Below are 18,586 nucleotides of genomic sequence, written 5' to 3' on the forward strand. Positions count from 1 at the left end.
CGCCCCTGATTACGCAGTCCCCCTATCCGCACTAAGGAACGTCAATGTCTGCACATTTTTCGGGTAATGCGTGGGTCTTTCCCGGCACCGACCGCCGTTTGCTGAAAGTGCAATTCAGCTTCTTGCTGATGGTCCTGGGGGGACGTTGCAATCAACTGGCGGTCGCCTGGTGGGCATTACAGGAAACAGGCTCTGCGCTCTATTTTGCCAACATGGTCGCTTGTTCCATCGCGACGGAGGTCTTAGCCAAACCCTTGCTGGGATGGCTGGGAGACAAATACAACAAAATCCTGATCATCAAGCTGGCCTCATTGATAAGCTTGCTGACAGCGCTGTTGATGATGATGCTGTCAGCTATGGGGTCGTTTAACCCCTGGACGGTTGGCACGCTAATGATGATCAGCAGCGCGATTGTCGGCGTGCGCGACCCTCTCCAAGCATCGATCATTCCTTTATTTGCAGATGACGATAAAGTTTCCCTCGCCTTTCGGACCAAAAGCGTGATGTCGTCATTTTCAATTTTGCTCGGGCCGGCTCTGGCCAGCGGGTTGATTTACGGATTCGGTATCACCTTCGCCTTTGTCGCCGACTTTATTGCGATTCTCGTCGCTGGAGCGCTGATAGCGACCATCCCGAATCGCATCGGTGCCACTGATCAAGGCGAAAAGGCCGAGTGTGTCAGCGGCTTCAACATGATTTATTCCGGGTTCAAAGTTATTTACGGAGTGAAGGTCGAATTTTATCTGGCGATCATCGCAATGCTTATTAACTTTGCACTATTTCCATTCTTCACCATCCTGATCCCACTATATGTAAAGGACGTCATCCAGTTCCCGGTCACTTATATCGGTCTCCTGGATTCTTGTTTCGGGCTGGGTATTTTAGCGGGCAGCTACAAAATCATCGGCTGGCTATCCGACTGCGTCCCCCGTGATATGTGTGTGTCTGCCGGTTTTGCATTATTGGGATGCAATCTGGTGGTAGTTGGCACCGTTTCATCGTCATTAATCGTACCTGCTGCCTTCTTCTGCGGCGGTGTCGGCTTGATGTTGATCAACATCCCAACTTCAGCTGTGAGGTTATTGGCGACGCCAAAGCTCCACCGCAACCGGATTTTTGCCACCGTGTCATTTCTGTCGGCAGCGGCCAGCCCCTTGGGCAGTTTCGCGATGAATACCCTAGTTGCCTCTTTGGGAGTCGAAATGACAATCACGCTTCTGGGCGTCATGGTGCTGTTGTTGTCTCTGCTCGTCTTTCTGGTACCCGACTTCAAAACTTTCATGCGTTCCCAAGATATGCAGCTCAACGATGCCTACCTCGATAAATACCCTAAAGCGTTTGCGCACTGAAGCGCTTCGTCGCCCTTCGCATCTCACAAACGGAGTGACTTCCAGATGCCCGACCTAAAGGATCGACCTGAATCTGTCCGACACAAACAGATCTTCTGCGGCCAATACTATGACGACTTGGGCTGCACGGGTTTCCTGGGGGATCCATCCAAGGATCGTATCTCGGTTCTGATGCTGGGACTTTCGGACGGTGTGGCGCTGGCGCCAATCGGCGCCAGTACTAGAGTGGCCAGTCTGTTGGCCGTTGATATGGATGAGACCGCACTGGTGCGCAGCCTGGACAATCGGAACCGACTTGCAGCGCATATCGACTTTGAAAGTGTGGTGGCCGATGCCGCTAACTTCCTAGTCGTCACCTCCGACCGGTACGACGTCATTATTGTCGACCTCTATACCCAGAGCGGTTATGCCTCGATCGTGTTTGATCACGGGTTCCACCAACTTTTGAAATGCCGACTCCAACCCCTCGGTCATGTGGTGTTCAACGGTTTTGGCGTCCCTATGAATTTGGACCCGTTCAATGGACCAACGCCCCAAGCTTGGCTCGCTCACTGTTTGAATGACAGTTGGGGCGACATTCATTACCTTCCTCACCGCCGCAATGCGACTTTCGTTATCGGCCCACCGCCTGCAACTAAACTGGATACCATTCCTTCAGCGGAGTTTTTATGCCCCAGTGACCGGCTCTTTATGGACATCATGAGCCTTCGCTTGCGCTATCTGACACCCGCGGTTATCCGTCACGCGTCGCTTGTACCCCCCGCACTGGACTTCGTCGGAATCGATCTGGAAGTGCGAAAACGCTGGATGGAATCGTTACCGGCCTTATCTGCATTGCTTCCAGCCTCACTAAAGCTGAGCGCGCCCAGCGATCTTCGCGAGTTACTGGATGACCCGGATGCATGCCAAGCGCTTCAAGAGCGATTATTTAAGGAGAAGTCACCGTTGCGCATCACCCTGGCCTTGCTGATCGCAGGCGAAGTCAACTTCTCTGACCGAGATGTATCGTGGCTACCAGACTGGGTCGTAGCGACAATTGAGAACAGTGTAGAGATCCACCCACGAGAGTGGCTGGAGGGTTTATTCCCCTACGCCTTTGGCGTCATTACGCACAGAGCTCAAGTAGACGCATCTAAAGTGGAAGGATTTCGAAGGGCGCTAGCACGATTGTCACCTAGTGCCACCTACACACCCACAGCGACAAAATTGCTTGAAAATATCGACTTGTCGGGGGCGACGCCAAACCGCCACCCCCCACTCGTTTAGTCAATGCTCCGGAAAAATTTTCGAAAGCATCAACTCGATCAGCTGTGGATAACTTATTCCACGGTCACCGATTTCGCCAGATTGCGCGGTTGATCAACGTCGGTGCCTTTCAGCACAGCCACGTAGTACGACAGCAACTGCAGCGGGATGGTGTAGAGGATTGGCGACAGGATGTCGTGGATGTGCGGCATGTGCACAACGTGCGTGCCTTCACCATTGGTCATGCCAGCCTTCTCATCTGCGAAAACGATCAGTTGGCCACCCCGGGCGCGGACTTCCTGGAGGTTGGACTTCAGTTTCTCCAGCAGCTCGTTGTTTGGCGCTACGGTCACCACTGGCATGTCGTTATCCACAAGCGCCAGCGGGCCGTGCTTCAGCTCGCCAGCCGGGTAGGCTTCGGCGTGGATGTAGGAAATTTCCTTGAGCTTGAGGGCCCCTTCCATCGCGACCGGGAACTGTGCGCCACGCCCCAGGAACAGGGTGTGGTTCTTCTCGGCGAACAGTTCAGCAATTTTCTCCACGGTGCTGTCCATCGCCAGCGCTTCACCCAGGCGGGTTGGCAAGCGACGCAGTTCTTCGACCAGTGTCGCTTCAACGCCTTTGGCCAACGATCCGTGAACCTGGCCCAGGGACAGGGTCAGTAACAGTAGACCCACCAATTGCGTAGTGAAGGCTTTGGTAGACGCCACGCCGATTTCGCGGCCTGCCTGGGTCAGCAGGGTCAGGTCGGATTCACGCACCAGAGAGCTGATGCCGACGTTGCAGATCGCCAGGCTGGCGAGGAAACCCAGTTCCTTGGCATTGCGCAACGCAGCCAGGGTGTCGGCGGTTTCGCCGGACTGAGAGATGGTCACGAACAGGGTGTCGGGTTGCACCACGACTTTACGGTAGCGGAACTCGCTGGCAACTTCGACTTGGCAGGGGATGCCGGCCAGTTCTTCGAGCCAGTAACGCGCAACCATGCCGGCGTGATAGCTGGTGCCGCAGGCAACGATCTGCACATTGCGCACTTTGGCGAACAGTTCAGCGGCCTGTGGACCGAAAGCCTGTACCAGCACGCCGTTCGGGCTCAAACGACCTTCCAGGGTGCGCTGCACCACGGACGGTTGCTCGTGGATTTCCTTGAGCATGAAATGGCGGAACTCGCCTTTTTCAGCCGCTTCGGCGCCATCGCGATACTGCACGGTCTCACGCTCGACAGCCTTGCCGCTGACATCCCAGATCTGCACGCTGTCGCGGCGAATTTCGGCGATATCACCCTCTTCAAGGTACATGAAACGGTCAGTCACCTGACGCAGTGCCAATTGGTCGGACGCCAGGAAGTTCTCACCCAGGCCCAGGCCGATCACCAGCGGGCTGCCACTGCGGGCTGCCACCAGGCGATCAGGTTGCTTCGCGCTGATGACTGCCAGGCCATAAGCACCGTGCAGTTCCTTTACTGTTGCCTTGAGGGCCTCGGCCAGGTCAGGAAGGTCCTTGAGTTTGTGGTTCAGCAGGTGGGCGATGACTTCGGTGTCAGTGTCTGAAGTGAAAACGTAACCCAGAGACTTGAGTTGTTCACGCAGGGCTTCATGGTTTTCGATAATGCCGTTGTGCACCACGGCCAGATCGCCAGAGAAGTGCGGATGCGCGTTGCGTTCGCACGGTGCACCGTGAGTAGCCCAGCGAGTGTGGGCAATACCCAGACGACCAACCAGTGCTTCTTCGGCCAAGGCCTGCTCGAGTTCGCTGACCTTGCCCGGGCGACGCGCGCGCTCGAGCTTCTGATCGTTGGTGTACACCGCCACGCCGGCGCTGTCATACCCACGGTATTCCAGGCGCTTGAGGCCCTCGACCAGGATGGCGGTGATATTACGTTCTGCAACTGCGCCGACAATTCCACACATGTTATTTCTCCTGACTGACAGCCGCGCAAATCAAAGTGATACCGCGGGCTTGAATCTGATCCCGCGCTTCGAGCGACAGGCGATCATCGGTAATGAGGGTATGGATGCTGCTCCAGGGCAGTTCCAGGTTGGGAATCTTGCGACCGATCTTGTCGGCCTCCACCATCACGACCACTTCACGGGCGACTTCTGCCATCACTCGGCTAAGTCCCAGCAGTTCGTTGAAGGTGGTTGTACCGCGGACCAGATCAATACCATCGGCGCCGATGAACAATTGATCGAAGTCGTAGGAGCGTAGTACCTGCTCGGCGACCTGCCCCTGAAAGGACTCGGAATGCGGGTCCCAGGTGCCGCCGGTCATCAACAGCACCGGCTCATGCTCGAGTTCGCTCAAGGCATTGGCGACGTGAAGGGAGTTGGTCATCACCACGAGGCCCGGTTGCTGCCCCAGTTCCGGAATCATCGATGCGGTGGTGCTGCCGCTGTCGATGATGATGCGTGCGTGTTCGCGAATCCGTGCAACAGCTGCGCGGGCAATGGCCTGCTTGTACCTGGAGACCGGTTGACTCAGGTCGGCCACTAATTCCTGAGGCAAGGTGATGGCGCCGCCATAACGACGCAGCAGCAGACCGTTGCTTTCAAGTGCGGCCAGATCCTTGCGAATCGTAACTTCAGAGGTTTCGAAGCGCTTTGCCAATTCATCCACACTGACTTCGCCCTGCTCGTTGAGCAAGGCCAGGATGTTGTGGCGCCTTTGAGGTGTGTTGCGCTTCGACATGATTTGATAAGTTTCGATTCGAAAGATAACGGAAGCAATCAAAACCTATCGAGGAAATTTCGTCAAGCGCGGATCGATCAAAAGACTCTATGGATAAAATAATTAACAGCAAGCCCCCTGAGGTAAGCGAGGCCAGCCGGTTAATATTATTAACAGCCATTTTGCTGTGAATAACTTCCACAAAACACCGAGGTGTGGATAACTTAGCTCTTCTTGAGCTTCTCTGGTCGCTTCCAACCGTCGATGTTCTTCTGGCGAGCACGGGCTACTGCCAACTGCGCTTTATCCACAGTAGAGGTAATAGTCGAACCGGCTGCCGTAGTCGCACCAGACAAGATATCCACAGGTGCCACCAACGAGTTGTTGGAACCGATGAACACGTCTTCACCCAGCACCGTTTTCCACTTGTTGGCGCCATCGTAGTTACAGGTAATGGTGCCCGCACCGATGTTGGTGCGTGCGCCCACTTCGGCATCGCCAAGGTAGGTCAAATGGCCTGCCTTGGCACCTTCGCCCAGGTGAGCATTTTTCAACTCGACAAAGTTACCCACATGCGCCCGCGCTTCGAGCACAGTGCCTGGACGCAAACGCGCGAACGGACCGGCATCGCTGCCTTCACCGAGAATCGCCCCTTCGATATGGCTGTTGGCCTTGATCACGACGCCTTTACGCAAGGTGCTGTCCTTGATCACGCAGTTCGGGCCAATGACCACGTCGTCTTCAATGACGACGTTACCTTCGAGGATCACATTGATATCGATCAGCACGTCGCGACCCACACTGATATCACCCCGGACATCGAAACGGGCCGGGTCGCGCAAGGTCACGCCTTGAGCCATCAAGCGACGGCCGGCGCGCAGCTGATAATGACGCTCAAGATCGGAAAGCTGCTTACGGTCGTTGGCGCCCTGCACTTCCATGGCGTCGTGGGGCTGTTCGGTGGCCACCACCAGACCGTCGCTGACTGCCATTTCAATCACGTCGGTCAAGTAGTACTCGCCCTGCGCGTTGTTGTTCGACAGGCGACCCGTCCAGTCGGCCAGGCGATCGGCCGGAACCGCGAGGATCCCGGTATTGCCTTCCTTGATGGCGCGCTGGGCTTCGTTGGCGTCCTTGTGCTCGACGATGGCAGAGACCTTGCCATCATTGTCGCGAACGATGCGGCCGTAACCGGTTGCGTCATCCAGTTCGACGGTAAGCAGGCCCATCTGCCCAGGCACTACAAGCTTGAGCAAACGCTGCAGGGTTTCGATTTCAATCAAGGGCACATCACCGTATAGCACCAGCACGGTGTCGGACTTGATGAAAGGAACGGCCTGGGCCACGGCATGACCGGTACCCAATTGTTTGTCCTGGAGGACGAAGTTCAGATCGTCAGCGGCCAAACGCTCGCGTACCACATCGGCACCATGGCCAATCACCACGTGAATGCGCTGTGGATCAAGTTGTCGGGCGCTGTGGATAACATGGCCGAGCATCGAATTGCCGGCAATCGGGTGCAAGACCTTTGGCAGGGCCGAACGCATGCGGGTGCCCTGGCCAGCAGCGAGGATAACGATTTCAAGAGACATGACTGGCTACCAATCCTGGGTGGTCAGCGGCTGCGACCAACGTGATGAATATCGGGAAAATAAAAAAGGGTAGCCGAGGCTACCCTTTTTAATCAATCACACAACAAGCGCTGCCTTAGTGGCCGAACTTCTTGCGGATCTGCTGGACGGTACGCAGCTGGGCTGCGGCCTCGGCCAGACGTGCGGCAGCGGAACCGTAATCGAACTCCGCGCCCCGCTCATGCAAGGCCTTTTCGGCAGCCTTGACGGCTTCCTGAGCGGAAGCTTCGTCCAGGTCGGCAGCACGTTGCACGGTGTCGGCAAGAACCTTGACCATGTTCGGCTGAACCTCGAGGAAACCACCGGAGATGTAGTACACCTCCTCTTCCCCGCCCTGCTTGACCAGGCGGATCGGACCTGGCTTCAGATTAGTGATCAGCGGCGCGTGACCCAGGGCGATACCAAGATCACCCAGTGCACCGTGCGCAATCACCATCTCGACCAGACCGGAAAAGATTTCCCCTTCCGCGCTGACGATATCGCAATGGACTGTCATAGCCATCTGATTGCCTCAACCTAAATTAGCGCCCGTTTCCGGGCGCCGGGATTACAGTTTCTTGGCTTTCTCGATCGCTTCTTCGATGCCGCCAACCATGTAGAACGCTTGTTCTGGCAGGTGGTCGTAGTCACCGTTGAGGATGCCTTTGAAGCCAGCAATGGTGTCTTTCAGGGAAACGTATTTACCCGATGCACCGGTGAAGACTTCAGCCACGAAGAACGGCTGCGACAAGAAACGCTGGATCTTACGAGCACGGTTTACCAACTGCTTGTCGGCTTCCGACAGCTCGTCCATACCCAGGATCGCAATGATGTCCTTCAGTTCTTTGTAACGCTGCAGAACGTACTGGACGCCGCGAGCGGTGTCGTAGTGGTCCTGGCCGATAACGTTCGGGTCCAGCTGGCGCGAAGTCGAGTCCAGTGGGTCTACCGCTGGGTAGATACCCAGGGAAGCGATGTCACGGGACAGAACGACGGTGGCGTCCAAGTGGGCGAAGGTGGTCGCTGGCGACGGGTCGGTCAAGTCGTCCGCAGGTACGTATACCGCTTGGATCGAAGTGATCGAACCTTCCTTGGTCGAAGTGATACGTTCTTGCAGAACGCCCATCTCTTCAGCCAGGGTCGGCTGGTAACCTACTGCCGAAGGCATACGGCCCAGCAGTGCGGATACTTCAGTACCGGCCAGGGTGTAACGATAGATGTTGTCGACGAACAGCAGAACGTCGTTACCTTCGTCACGGAACTTCTCGGCCATGGTCAGGCCGGTCAGTGCTACGCGCAGACGGTTACCCGGCGGCTCGTTCATCTGACCGTAAACCAGTGCCACTTTGTCCAGAACGTTGGAGTCCTTCATCTCGTGGTAGAAGTCGTTACCCTCACGAGTACGCTCACCCACACCGGCGAACACGGAATAACCGCTGTGCTCGATGGCGATGTTACGGATCAGTTCCATCATGTTTACGGTTTTGCCTACACCGGCACCACCGAACAGACCAACTTTACCACCCTTGGCGAACGGGCAAACCAGGTCGATAACCTTGATGCCGGTTTCCAGCAGGTCGTTGCCGCCTGCTTGTTCAGCGAACGAAGGCGCTGCACGGTGGATACCCCAACGCTCGTCGGTGGCGATTGGGCCAGCTTCGTCGATCGGGTTGCCCAGTACGTCCATGATCCGGCCCAGGGTCGCTTTACCGACCGGTACGGAGATGGCTGCGCCAGAGTCGGTCACTTCCAGACCGCGCTTCAAGCCCTCGGTGGAACCCATCGCAATGGTACGAACCACGCCGTCGCCCAGCTGCTGCTGAACTTCCAGGGTGGTTTCAGCCGCGCTCACTACTTTCAGCGCGTTGTAGATGCTCGGTACGCTGTCGCGTGGAAATTCCACGTCGATAACGGCGCCGATGATTTGAACGATACGTCCGCTACTCATAGCTGGATCCTCTGAATATTTGAACCGTTAAACCGCGGCAGCGCCGCCGACGATTTCCGAGATCTCTTGGGTGATCGCAGCCTGACGCGCCTTGTTGTAGACCAGCTGCAAATCGCTGATCAAATCACCGGCGTTGTCGGTAGCGTTCTTCATCGCGATCATCCGCGCAGCTTGTTCAGCCGCGTTGTTCTCGACCACCGCCTGGTAGACTTGCGACTCAACGTAGCGGACCATCAAGCCGTCAAGCAGCTCTTTGGCATCCGGTTCGTAGAGATAGTCCCAGTGGTGCTTGAGGTCCTGATCCGGGGTTGCCACCAGTGGAATCAATTGCTCCACGGTAGGCTGTTGCGTCATGGTGTTGATGAACTTGTTGGAAACCACGGACAGGCGGTCAATACGGCCGTCCAGGTAGGCATCCAGCATCACTTTGACGCTACCGATCAAGTCGTTGATCGACGGCTCTTCACCCAGGTGGCTGATAGCTGCTACGACGTTGCCGCCGAAGTTGCGGAAAAAGGCCGCACCCTTGCTACCCACTACACACAGATCAATCTCGACGCCTTTCTCGCGGTTTACCGCCATGTCCTTGACCAGGGCCTTGAACAGGTTGGTGTTCAAGCCACCGCACAGACCACGGTCACTGCTCACTACGACATAACCAACACGCTTGATTTCGCGGTCGATCATGAACGGGTGGCGGTATTCCGGGTTGGCGTTGGCCAGATGCCCAATAACCTGGCGGATGCGCTCCGCATAAGGACGGCTAGCAGCCATGCGCATTTGTGCCTTGCGCATTTTGCTGACCGCCACTTTTTCCATGGCGCTGGTAATTTTTTGCGTGCTTTTGATGCTCGCAATCTTACTGCGAATCTCTTTTGCGCCTGCCATGTAACACCTATCAGGTTAGCAAGCGGGAGCCTTGCGGCTCCCGCTGCGGCTTACCAGGTTTGGGTGGCCTTGAACTTCTCGATACCGGCTTTCATGCCAGCGTCGATATCGTCATTGAAGTCACCCTTCACGTTGATCTTCGCCATCAATTCGGCGTGATCGCGGTTGAAGTAAGCAATCAGCGCTTGTTCAAAGCTGCCGACCTTGGCGATTTCGACGTCAGTCAGGAACCCACGCTCAGCGGCATACAGCGACAACGCCATGTCAGCGATCGACATTGGGGCGTATTGCTTCTGCTTCATCAGCTCGGTAACGCGCTGACCATGCTCAAGTTGCTTACGGGTCGCTTCGTCCAGGTCAGAAGCGAACTGGGCGAATGCCGCCAGTTCACGGTACTGAGCCAGAGCGGTACGGATACCACCGGACAGCTTCTTGATGATCTTGGTCTGAGCGGCACCACCCACACGGGATACCGAAACACCGGCGTTCACTGCAGGGCGGATGCCCGAGTTGAACATGGCCGATTCCAGGAAGATCTGACCGTCGGTGATGGAAATCACGTTGGTCGGAACGAACGCGGAAACGTCGCCAGCCTGGGTTTCGATGATCGGCAGTGCGGTCAGGGAACCGGTTTTGCCGGTCACTGCGCCGTTGGTGAACTTCTCTACGTACTCTTCCGAAACGCGGGATGCGCGCTCCAGCAGACGGGAGTGGAGATAGAACACGTCGCCTGGGTAAGCTTCACGGCCTGGTGGACGGCGCAGCAGCAGGGAAATCTGGCGGTAAGCCACTGCTTGCTTGGACAGATCGTCATAAACGATCAGCGCGTCTTCACCGCGGTCGCGGAAGAATTCACCCATGGTGCAACCGGAGTACGGTGCCAGGAATTGCAGCGCAGGAGATTCCGAAGCACTGGCAGCCACGATGATCGTGTTGGCCAGGGCGCCGTTTTCTTCCAGCTTGCGAACCACGTTGGCGATGGTCGATTGTTTCTGACCAATGGCTACGTATACGCAGAAAATGCCGCTGTTCTTCTGGTTGATGATCGCGTCGATCGCCAGAGCGGTTTTACCGATCTGACGGTCACCGATGATCAGCTCACGCTGGCCACGGCCGACAGGGATCATGGCATCGACAGCCTTGTAGCCAGTCTGTACAGGCTGGTCTACCGACTTACGCCAGATCACGCCTGGAGCAACTTTCTCGACCGCGTCGGTCTCGGTGTTGCCCAGTGGACCTTTGCCGTCAACAGGGTTACCCAGTGCGTCGACTACGCGACCCAGCAGTTCCTTACCAACTGGAACTTCGAGGATGCGGCCGGTGCACTTGGCGCTCATGCCTTCAGCCAGAGACTGGTATGCGCCCAAAACAACGGCACCTACGGAGTCTTGCTCCAGGTTGAGGGCCATACCGTAGACGCCGCCCGGAAACTCGATCATCTCGCCGTACATGACGTCGGCCAGACCGTGAATCCGCACGATGCCGTCAGATACGCTGACGACAGTGCCTTCGTTACGGGCTTGGGAGGTCACATCGAGCTTGTCGATGCGGCCCTTGATAATTTCACTTATTTCGGAAGGATTGAGTTGCTGCATTGCTCTGCTGCCCCTTCAAACTCAAGATTTCAATGCTTCGGCAAGTTTCGCGATTTTGCCGCGAATCGAGCCATCGATAACCAGGTCGCCGGCGCGGATTACGACACCACCTATCAGGGCGGCATCCTCCGCAACTTGCAGGCGCACTTCCCGGTTGAGTCGTGCACTGAGAACCTTGGCGAGTTTGTCTTGCTGTTCTTGGTTCAATGCAAATGCACTGGTCACTTCAACGTCTACCGACTTCTCTTGCTCGGCCTTGTACAGGTCGAACAGAGCGGAAATCTCCGGCAACAGCGGGAGACGGTCGTTTTCGGCAACGACGTTGATGAAATTCTGTGCCTTGGCATCGAACTTGTCGCCGCACACGTCAATGAACGTGGCGGCCTTTTCTGCGCTCGTCAGTCGCGGGGCCTTGAGCACGCGCTGCAGGGTATCGTCTTGCGATACCGCTGCTGCCAGGCCGAGCATGGCTGACCAATTGGCCAGTTGCTGGTGGGCCTGAGCGTGCTCGAAGGCCGCCTTAGCGTAAGGTCGGGCCAACGTGGTCAGTTCTGCCATGATCGCCCTCGCTTAGATTTCAGCAGCCAGTTGGTTAACCAGCTCTGCGTGCGCGTTTTGATCGATTGTGGCACCCAGGATCTTCTCGGCGCCGCCGACTGCCAGCAAGCCCACTTGGGCACGCAGCGCGTCTTTGACACTGTTCAGTTCCTGTTCGATCTCGGCCTGAGCCTGAACCTTCACACGGTCAGCGTCGATACGGGCTTTTTCAACAGCCTCTTCAACAATCTGATTACCGCGTTTCTTGGCTTGCTCGATGATTTCAGCTGCCTGAGCTTTCGCTTCGCGCAGTTGCTGACCCGCTTTCTCTTGGGCCAACTCCAGGTCGCGAGCTGCACGGCTGGCAGCGTCCAGACCATCAGCGATCTTCTTTTGACGTTCGTGCAATGCCGCAATGACCGGAGGCCATACGAACTTCATGCAGAACAGTACAAAAATCAGGAACGCAACGGACTGGCCAATCAGGGTCGCATTAATGTTCACGCCAACACCTCGCAGTTACGTTGTCCATCACACCAAATTACCCGGATTATCCGAGTAATTAGCCAGCGATCTGACCAACGAACGGGTTCGCAAAGGTGAAGAACAGAGCGATACCAACACCGATCATGGTTACGGCGTCGAGCAGACCGGCAACGATGAACATTTTAACTTGCAGCATTGGAACCATTTCTGGCTGACGCGCTGCGCCTTCCAGGAACTTGCCACCCAACAGGCCGAAACCAATTGCGGTACCCAGTGCGCCCAGGCCGATCAACAGTGCAACAGCGATAGCGGTTAGACCAACTACAGTTTCCATCTTTCCTCCCGACTTTTACGTCGTATGGTTTAGGTTTTTTTAATTTAAAGCGGTAAAACAAATCGTTTCAGATGCCCCGTGAGGAGCACCCTCCCGTTTGACCGGGAGGGACATCAGACTAGTCGAGACTGGTCTTAATGGTTTTCTTCGTGCGCCATCGACAGGTAAACAATGGTCAGCATCATGAAGATGAACGCCTGCAGGGTGATGATCAGGATGTGGAACACAGCCCACGCCCACTGCAGAACAACGCCCAGGCCACTAAGCCAGAGCAGGCCGCTGCCGAACATCACAGCGATCAGAATGAACACCAGCTCGCCGGCATACATGTTGCCGAACAGACGCAGGGCCAGGGAGATCGGCTTGGCGATCAGGGTCACGAATTCCAGCAGGAAGTTCACCGGGATCAGCAGGGCCTGAACGAAGATGTTCTTGCTGCCGAACGGGTGCAGGGTCAGCTCGCCGATGAAACCGCCGAGGCCCTTGACCTTGATGCTATAGAAAATGATCAGTGCGAAAACCGAGAACGCCATGCCCAGGGTCGCGTTCGGGTCGGTCGTCGACACGGCGCGGAACGGGATGTGGGAGTCGCCGGAGATCAGGATGGCCAGCTGAGGAATCCAGTCGACCGGTACCAGGTCGACGGCGTTCATCAGGAACACCCAGACGAAGATGGTCAGTGCCAGCGGTGCAATCACCGGGCTACGGCCATGGAAGCTGTCTTTCACGCTGCCATCGACGAATTCGACCAATACTTCAACGAAGTTCTGCAAAGCACCTGGTTGCCCGGAAGTCGCTTTCTTTGCCGCCATGCGGAAAAGAAGAACGAAGATCAGACCCAATGCGACCGACCAGCCGAGGGTATCGACGTGGAAAGCCCAGAAGCCCATTTCCTTGGCTTCTGCTGCGGTGTGGGCAAAGCCCCAGCCGCCGGTAGGGTGCTGACCGAAGGTCAGGTTCTGCAAGTGGTGCTGGATATAGCCCGAAGCGGTTGTTTCTGCCATGGTTGCCTCAAACGCCCTAAGGTCTCGAAAGTCTTGTTCTCATCAGCAGGGGAGCGAACCAGCTGACTGACTGAGTCAGCACGAAGACACCGAATACTGCAATCGGTGCCAGTGGCTTCACACCTGCGAACACCAGTGCAAACAGCACTGCCGTCAAAATCAGTTTGCCTGCCTCGCCGGCATAAAAAGACCGGACGATGGACTGGGCTGCTCGGGCGCCGGAAAACCGAAATGCCCTGTGAGCAAAATAAACATTGGGCAGCAAGGCTATCAGGCCTCCGCAAAGTCCCGAGTACCCGGCAACGACTCCATGCCATTGCCAGAGCGCCAAAGCAGCAATCAGCAAAACGACAAATTGAGCCATTAACACCGGAAAAACTGCCAGGCGATGGAAGGGCAAGCGGTTTGGCGTGCGGGTTTCCATCACTATTGCTCTCCAATGGTCGGCTGCCAGAATTCAATAACTTGGCATAATTTGTGCCGACAAAATGCGCGCAGAGTATAGGGGCGGTTCTGCCCCTATTCAACTGTCAGGTAGTGATTTCCGACTGCGCGCTACATAAGGAATTGTTTCAGCGAATGTGTGCGAGCACACCCTGAAGTTCATCCAAAGAGTTGTAGCCGATAACCAGTTGTCCTTTACCCTTCTTCCCGTGGCGGATCTGCACCGCAGAGCCTAGGCGCTCGGCCAGGCGCTGTTCCAGGCGAGCAATATCCGGGTCCGGTTTCGAGGGTTCCACGGGCTCCGGTTTGCCACTCAACCACTGGCGAACCAGTGCTTCAGTCTGGCGCACGGTCAGTCCGCGTGCGACAACATGTCGCGCCCCTTCAACCTGCTGATTATCCGGCAAACCGAGCAATGCACGCGCATGACCCATTTCCAGGTCACCGTGGGACAGCATGGTCTTGATGACTTCCGGCAGCGAAATCAAGCGTAGCAGGTTGGCCACGGTTACCCGGGACTTGCCCACGGCTTCGGCGACTTGTTGCTGGGTCAGCTGGAATTCGGTCTGCAGGCGCTGCAAGGCCACCGCTTCTTCGATCGGATTGAGGTCTTCGCGCTGGATGTTCTCGATCAGCGCAATGGCGATCGCGGTTTCATCCGGTACATCACGCACCATCGCCGGGATAGTTTCCTGGCCAGCTTGCTGGCTGGCACGCCAGCGGCGTTCCCCGGCAATGATTTCGTAGCGACCACTACCGATCGGCCGCACAACGATCGGCTGCATCACGCCTTGTGCCTTGATCGATTGCGCCAGCTCTTCGAGCGCCTGGGGATCCATATCGCGACGCGGCTGGTACTTGCCGCGCTGCAGCAGATCCAGCGGCAGGTGCTGCAGCTCTCGCTGATCGGCCTGCACCGCCTGTTCTTCCAGCGCGCTGACACTCGGACCACTCAGCAGTGCATCCAGTCCACGTCCGAGACCTCGTTTCTTGACGGCCATGGGGATTCCTTAAGTTGCCTGAGCAGCGGCGATGCGTGAGTTTTTGCGTTGGCGACGGACCATTTCGCCCGCCAGGGCCAAATAGGCCACGGCACCGCGCGATGATTTGTCGTACGCCAGGGCCGGCATGCCGTAGCTCGGCGCTTCCGCCAGGCGAATGTTGCGCGGAATGACCGTGTCGTACAGCTGATCGCCGAAGTGTTCCTTGAGCTGGGCCGATACATCGTTCATCAGGCTCAGGCGCGGGTCGTACATCGTACGCAACAGGCCTTCAACCTTGAGGTTCGGATTGAGCAGCTCGGCGATGCGCTTGATGTTATCCACAAGGTCGCTCAAGCCTTCGAGTGCGAAGTACTCACACTGCATGGGGATAATCACCCCGTCGGCGGCTACCAGTGCGTTCAAGGTCAGCATCGAGAGTGACGGCGGGCAGTCGATCAAAATGTAATCGTAGTTTTCGCGGATCGGCGCCAACGCACTGCGCAGGCGGCTCTCCTTCATCTGCATTTCCAGCAGAACCACTTCGGCCGCGGTCAGGTCCCGGTTGGCCGGCAACAGCTGGTAACCGCCGTGCTCGGAGAAATGCATGGCCTGGGCCAGGTCGCATTCCCCGATCAACAGGTCATAGACCGAGTTTTCCAGGCCGTGTTTATCCACACCGCTACCCATGGTGGCGTTGCCCTGTGGATCGAGATCGATCAGCAATACCCGACGCTTGGTTGCGACCAGGGATGCTGCGAGGTTGATACAGGTGGTGGTCTTGCCCACACCACCCTTTTGGTTCGCTATCGCGAATACCTTAGCCATTCTTGCTTGTGTTCCCAATCATGCCGTGCGGCGCAGTATCAGCAGATGGCGTTGGCCTTGGCAACCAGGAACGGCCAGGGCGTGTTCGCTATCGAGGTGGAAGTCTGTCGGCAATGCTACCAGCTCATCGGCGGGATGAACGCCCTTCATTGCCAGCCAGCGTGTATCGGTGTCACCGAGGTGGCGCGTCCAGTTGCTGAAGTTTTCCATGCTGCTGAAGGCCCGGGAGATGATCCCGTTGAAGGGTTGTGCAGGCTGGAACGCTTCGACGCGACTGTGGATAACTTGCAGGTTATCCAGTTTCAGCTCGAGTTTGACCTGGGTCAGGAAGCGGGTTTTCTTGCCGTTGCTGTCCAGGCAGGTCACTTGTGACTCGGGAAAGAGGATGGCCAGGGGAATGCCCGGCATACCGCCACCGCTTCCAACGTCGAGCCAGCGACCGTTTTCGACGAACGACATCACGCTCAGACTATCGAGCAAATGACGGGACACCATTTCGTCAGGATCGCGGACCGCGGTGAGGTTGTAGGCCTTGTTCCATTTTATCAACAGGGCCAGATAACCCAGCAGCTGTGCATGCTGGGTTTCGGTCAGGGCGACACCGAGCTGACGAGCGCCTGTGGATAACTCTTCTGCGTGTTGCGGGGTGACCAACGAACTCAAGCGCTTTGCTCCAACTGACGGCCCGCGCCGCGTTTTTTCAGATGAATCATCAACAGGGAAATGGCTGCTGGTGTCACGCCCGGGATGCGCGACGCCTGACCCAATGTCTCTGGACGGGTCGCGCCGAGCTTGCTCTGGATCTCTTTGGACAGACCGGAAATGTTCGTGTAATCGATATCCACAGGCAGTTTGGTGTCTTCGCTGGCCCGCAAACGCGCGATTTCATCCTGCTGGCGGTCGATGTAACCCGCGTACTTGGTCTTGATTTCGACCTGCTCGGCAACCTGTGGATCTTCTGCGCCCCCACCGGTCACGGCGATCAGACCAGCGTAGTCGATTTCCGGACGGCTCAGCAGATTGAGCAAGTTGTATTCGTGGGTCAGTGGCGTACCGAATTTTTCGGCAATCGCATCGCCCTGTTCGGTGCCCGGCCGTACCCAGGTGCTTTTCAGACGCTGCTCTTCCAGCTCGATGCTTTCGCGTTTTTTGCAGAACGCTGCCCAACGCACGTCATCGACAAGACCCAATTCGCGGCCTTTTTCGGTCAAGCGCAGGTCAGCGTTGTCTTCACGCAGGATCAGGCGATATTCGGCACGGGAGGTAAACATCCGGTACGGCTCCTGGGTCCCGAGCGTAATCAGGTCGTCGACCAATACGCCGATGTAGGCTTCGTCTCGACGCGGGCACCAGGCATCTTTTCCTTGGGCACGCAGTGCGGCGTTGGTCCCGGCCAGCAAACCCTGGGCGCCGGCTTCTTCGTAACCGGTGGTGCCATTGATTTGCCCGGCAAAAAACAGACCACCGATGACTTTGGTTTCCAGGCTGTACTTCAGGTCACGCGGGTCGAAATAGTCGTATTCGATCGCGTAGCCCGGACGCACGATGTGTGCGTTTTCCATGCCGCGGATCGATTGCACGATCTGCAATTGCACATCGAACGGCAAGGAAGTGGAAATTCCGTTCGGGTACAGCTCGTTTGTCGTCAAGCCTTCCGGTTCGATGAAGACCTGATGGCTCTGCTTGTCAGCAAACCGATGGATCTTGTCTTCGATCGACGGGCAATAACGCGGGCCGATACCTTCGATCTCACCAGCAGCGGAATACATCGGCGAACGGTCGAGGTTCGCGGCAATGATTTCGTGAGTGCGTGCATTGGTGTGGGTAATCCAGCAACTGACCTGTCGCGGATGCTGCTCTTTGGACCCCATGAACGACATCACCGGAATCGGCGTATCGCCTGCTTGCTCGGTCATCACGGAAAAATCCACGGACCGTGCGTCGATACGCGGCGGTGTTCCGGTTTTCAGGCGACCAACACGCAGTGGCAATTCCCGAAGACGCTGAGCTAGCGCAATCGATGGCGGATCACCAGCGCGACCGCCGGAGAAATTCTGCAAACCGATGTGGATAAGTCCGCCAAGGAAGGTACCTGTGGTCAAGACGACCGAATCGGCGAGGAAACGCAGGCCCATTTGGGTGACAACACCACGGACTTGTTCTTGCTCGACGATCAAGTCATCAGCTGCCTGTTGAAATATCCACAGGTTCGGCTGGTTTTCCAGGATTTCGCGTACGGCCGCCTTGTACAGAACCCGATCCGCCTGAGCGCGGGTTGCACGTACGGCTGGGCCTTTGCGGCTATTCAACACGCGAAACTGGATGCCGCCCTTATCGGTAGCAATGGCCATCGCACCGCCGAGGGCGTCGATTTCCTTCACCAGATGGCTTTTGCCTATCCCGCCAATGGCCGGGTTGCAACTCATGGCACCGAGGGTTTCCACGTTATGCGTCAGCAATAGGGTCTTGACCCCCATACGTGCTGAGGCCAGTGCTGCCTCGGTACCGGCATGACCGCCGCCGATGACGATCACTTCAAAACGGGAAGGGAAATCCACCACGCACCTCGTGCCTGCTTAAGTAGGTAATTCAGGAATAGTTTGAGCTCAGGTTTTCGGACCTGGTCGACAAGTATAGGGACTTCGCCCTTCCTAAAGAACCCTTTGCACAAAAT

18 protein-coding genes are annotated in these 18,586 nt (G+C 56.7%); 2 read left to right on the plus strand and 16 right to left on the minus strand.

What is annotated here, in order from left to right; genetic code table 11:
• Positions 1–44 precede the first annotated feature (44 nt).
• Together AC3WWR_RS00420 and AC3WWR_RS00425 are read left to right on the plus strand one after the other, a co-directional pair.
• Positions 45–1,349: an MFS transporter gene (locus AC3WWR_RS00420; RefSeq protein WP_020797979.1), complete on the plus strand. Its 1,305-nt coding sequence runs from the start codon at positions 45–47 to the stop codon at positions 1,347–1,349.
• Positions 1,350–1,394: 45 nt separating this feature from the next.
• Positions 1,395–2,615 carry a spermidine synthase gene (locus AC3WWR_RS00425; protein ID WP_020797980.1) on the plus strand — a complete coding sequence of 407 codons (1,221 nt, stop codon included), beginning with the start codon at positions 1,395–1,397 and terminating at the stop codon, positions 2,613–2,615.
• 53 nt (positions 2,616–2,668) lie between these two features.
• Here the strand turns inward: AC3WWR_RS00425 and glmS are convergent, their stop codons facing one another.
• The 16 genes from glmS to mnmG form a co-directional block, all read right to left on the minus strand.
• The gene (gene glmS, locus AC3WWR_RS00430) at positions 2,669–4,501 is read right to left on the minus strand and encodes a glutamine--fructose-6-phosphate transaminase (isomerizing) (protein WP_020797981.1); all 1,833 of its coding nucleotides are present in this window, start codon (positions 4,499–4,501) and stop codon (positions 2,669–2,671) included.
• A gap of 1 nt (position 4,502) precedes the next feature.
• Positions 4,503–5,282, minus strand: coding sequence for a DeoR family transcriptional regulator (locus AC3WWR_RS00435; protein ID WP_173667189.1), 780 nt, complete (start codon positions 5,280–5,282; stop codon positions 4,503–4,505).
• 200 nt (positions 5,283–5,482) lie between these two features.
• Entirely contained in the window at positions 5,483–6,850 is a 1,368-nt protein-coding gene (glmU, locus tag AC3WWR_RS00440; protein ID WP_020797983.1) for a bifunctional UDP-N-acetylglucosamine diphosphorylase/glucosamine-1-phosphate N-acetyltransferase GlmU, read from the minus strand.
• Positions 6,851–6,965: 115 nt separating this feature from the next.
• On the minus strand, positions 6,966–7,391 hold the full coding sequence (locus tag AC3WWR_RS00445; protein WP_007969909.1) for a F0F1 ATP synthase subunit epsilon: 426 nt from the start codon (positions 7,389–7,391) through the stop codon (positions 6,966–6,968).
• Between the two features lie 45 nt (positions 7,392–7,436).
• The gene (atpD, locus tag AC3WWR_RS00450; RefSeq protein WP_020797984.1) at positions 7,437–8,816 is read right to left on the minus strand and encodes a F0F1 ATP synthase subunit beta; all 1,380 of its coding nucleotides are present in this window, start codon (positions 8,814–8,816) and stop codon (positions 7,437–7,439) included.
• A 27-nt stretch (positions 8,817–8,843) separates the two neighbouring features.
• Positions 8,844–9,704 carry a F0F1 ATP synthase subunit gamma gene (atpG, locus tag AC3WWR_RS00455; protein WP_008064595.1) on the minus strand — a complete coding sequence of 287 codons (861 nt, stop codon included), beginning with the start codon at positions 9,702–9,704 and terminating at the stop codon, positions 8,844–8,846.
• Between the two features lie 50 nt (positions 9,705–9,754).
• The gene (atpA, locus tag AC3WWR_RS00460; protein WP_020797985.1) at positions 9,755–11,299 is read right to left on the minus strand and encodes a F0F1 ATP synthase subunit alpha; all 1,545 of its coding nucleotides are present in this window, start codon (positions 11,297–11,299) and stop codon (positions 9,755–9,757) included.
• Between the two features lie 21 nt (positions 11,300–11,320).
• Positions 11,321–11,857, minus strand: a complete 537-nt coding sequence (locus tag AC3WWR_RS00465; RefSeq protein ID WP_008064599.1) for a F0F1 ATP synthase subunit delta — start codon at positions 11,855–11,857, stop codon at positions 11,321–11,323.
• A gap of 12 nt (positions 11,858–11,869) precedes the next feature.
• The gene (locus AC3WWR_RS00470; protein WP_008064601.1) at positions 11,870–12,340 is read right to left on the minus strand and encodes a F0F1 ATP synthase subunit B; all 471 of its coding nucleotides are present in this window, start codon (positions 12,338–12,340) and stop codon (positions 11,870–11,872) included.
• 58 nt (positions 12,341–12,398) lie between these two features.
• Positions 12,399–12,656, minus strand: coding sequence for a F0F1 ATP synthase subunit C (gene atpE, locus AC3WWR_RS00475; RefSeq protein WP_003097235.1), 258 nt, complete (start codon positions 12,654–12,656; stop codon positions 12,399–12,401).
• Positions 12,657–12,790: 134 nt separating this feature from the next.
• On the minus strand, positions 12,791–13,660 hold the full coding sequence (atpB, locus tag AC3WWR_RS00480) for a F0F1 ATP synthase subunit A (protein ID WP_020797986.1): 870 nt from the start codon (positions 13,658–13,660) through the stop codon (positions 12,791–12,793).
• Between the two features lie 16 nt (positions 13,661–13,676).
• Positions 13,677–14,084: a F0F1 ATP synthase subunit I gene (locus AC3WWR_RS00485; protein ID WP_008064605.1), complete on the minus strand. Its 408-nt coding sequence runs from the start codon at positions 14,082–14,084 to the stop codon at positions 13,677–13,679.
• A 148-nt stretch (positions 14,085–14,232) separates the two neighbouring features.
• Positions 14,233–15,105, minus strand: coding sequence for a ParB/RepB/Spo0J family partition protein (locus AC3WWR_RS00490; protein WP_008064607.1), 873 nt, complete (start codon positions 15,103–15,105; stop codon positions 14,233–14,235).
• Between the two features lie 9 nt (positions 15,106–15,114).
• Entirely contained in the window at positions 15,115–15,912 is a 798-nt protein-coding gene (locus AC3WWR_RS00495; protein ID WP_008064610.1) for a ParA family protein, read from the minus strand.
• A gap of 18 nt (positions 15,913–15,930) precedes the next feature.
• The gene (gene rsmG / locus AC3WWR_RS00500; RefSeq protein ID WP_008064612.1) at positions 15,931–16,575 is read right to left on the minus strand and encodes a 16S rRNA (guanine(527)-N(7))-methyltransferase RsmG; all 645 of its coding nucleotides are present in this window, start codon (positions 16,573–16,575) and stop codon (positions 15,931–15,933) included.
• On the minus strand, positions 16,572–18,470 hold the full coding sequence (gene mnmG, locus AC3WWR_RS00505; RefSeq protein ID WP_020797988.1) for a tRNA uridine-5-carboxymethylaminomethyl(34) synthesis enzyme MnmG: 1,899 nt from the start codon (positions 18,468–18,470) through the stop codon (positions 16,572–16,574). The genes rsmG and mnmG overlap by 4 nt, the downstream gene beginning before the upstream one ends.
• Positions 18,471–18,586: the final 116 nt, after the last annotated feature.

The sequence above is a fragment of the Pseudomonas sp. EB271-G4-1 genome (genome assembly GCF_058791355.1).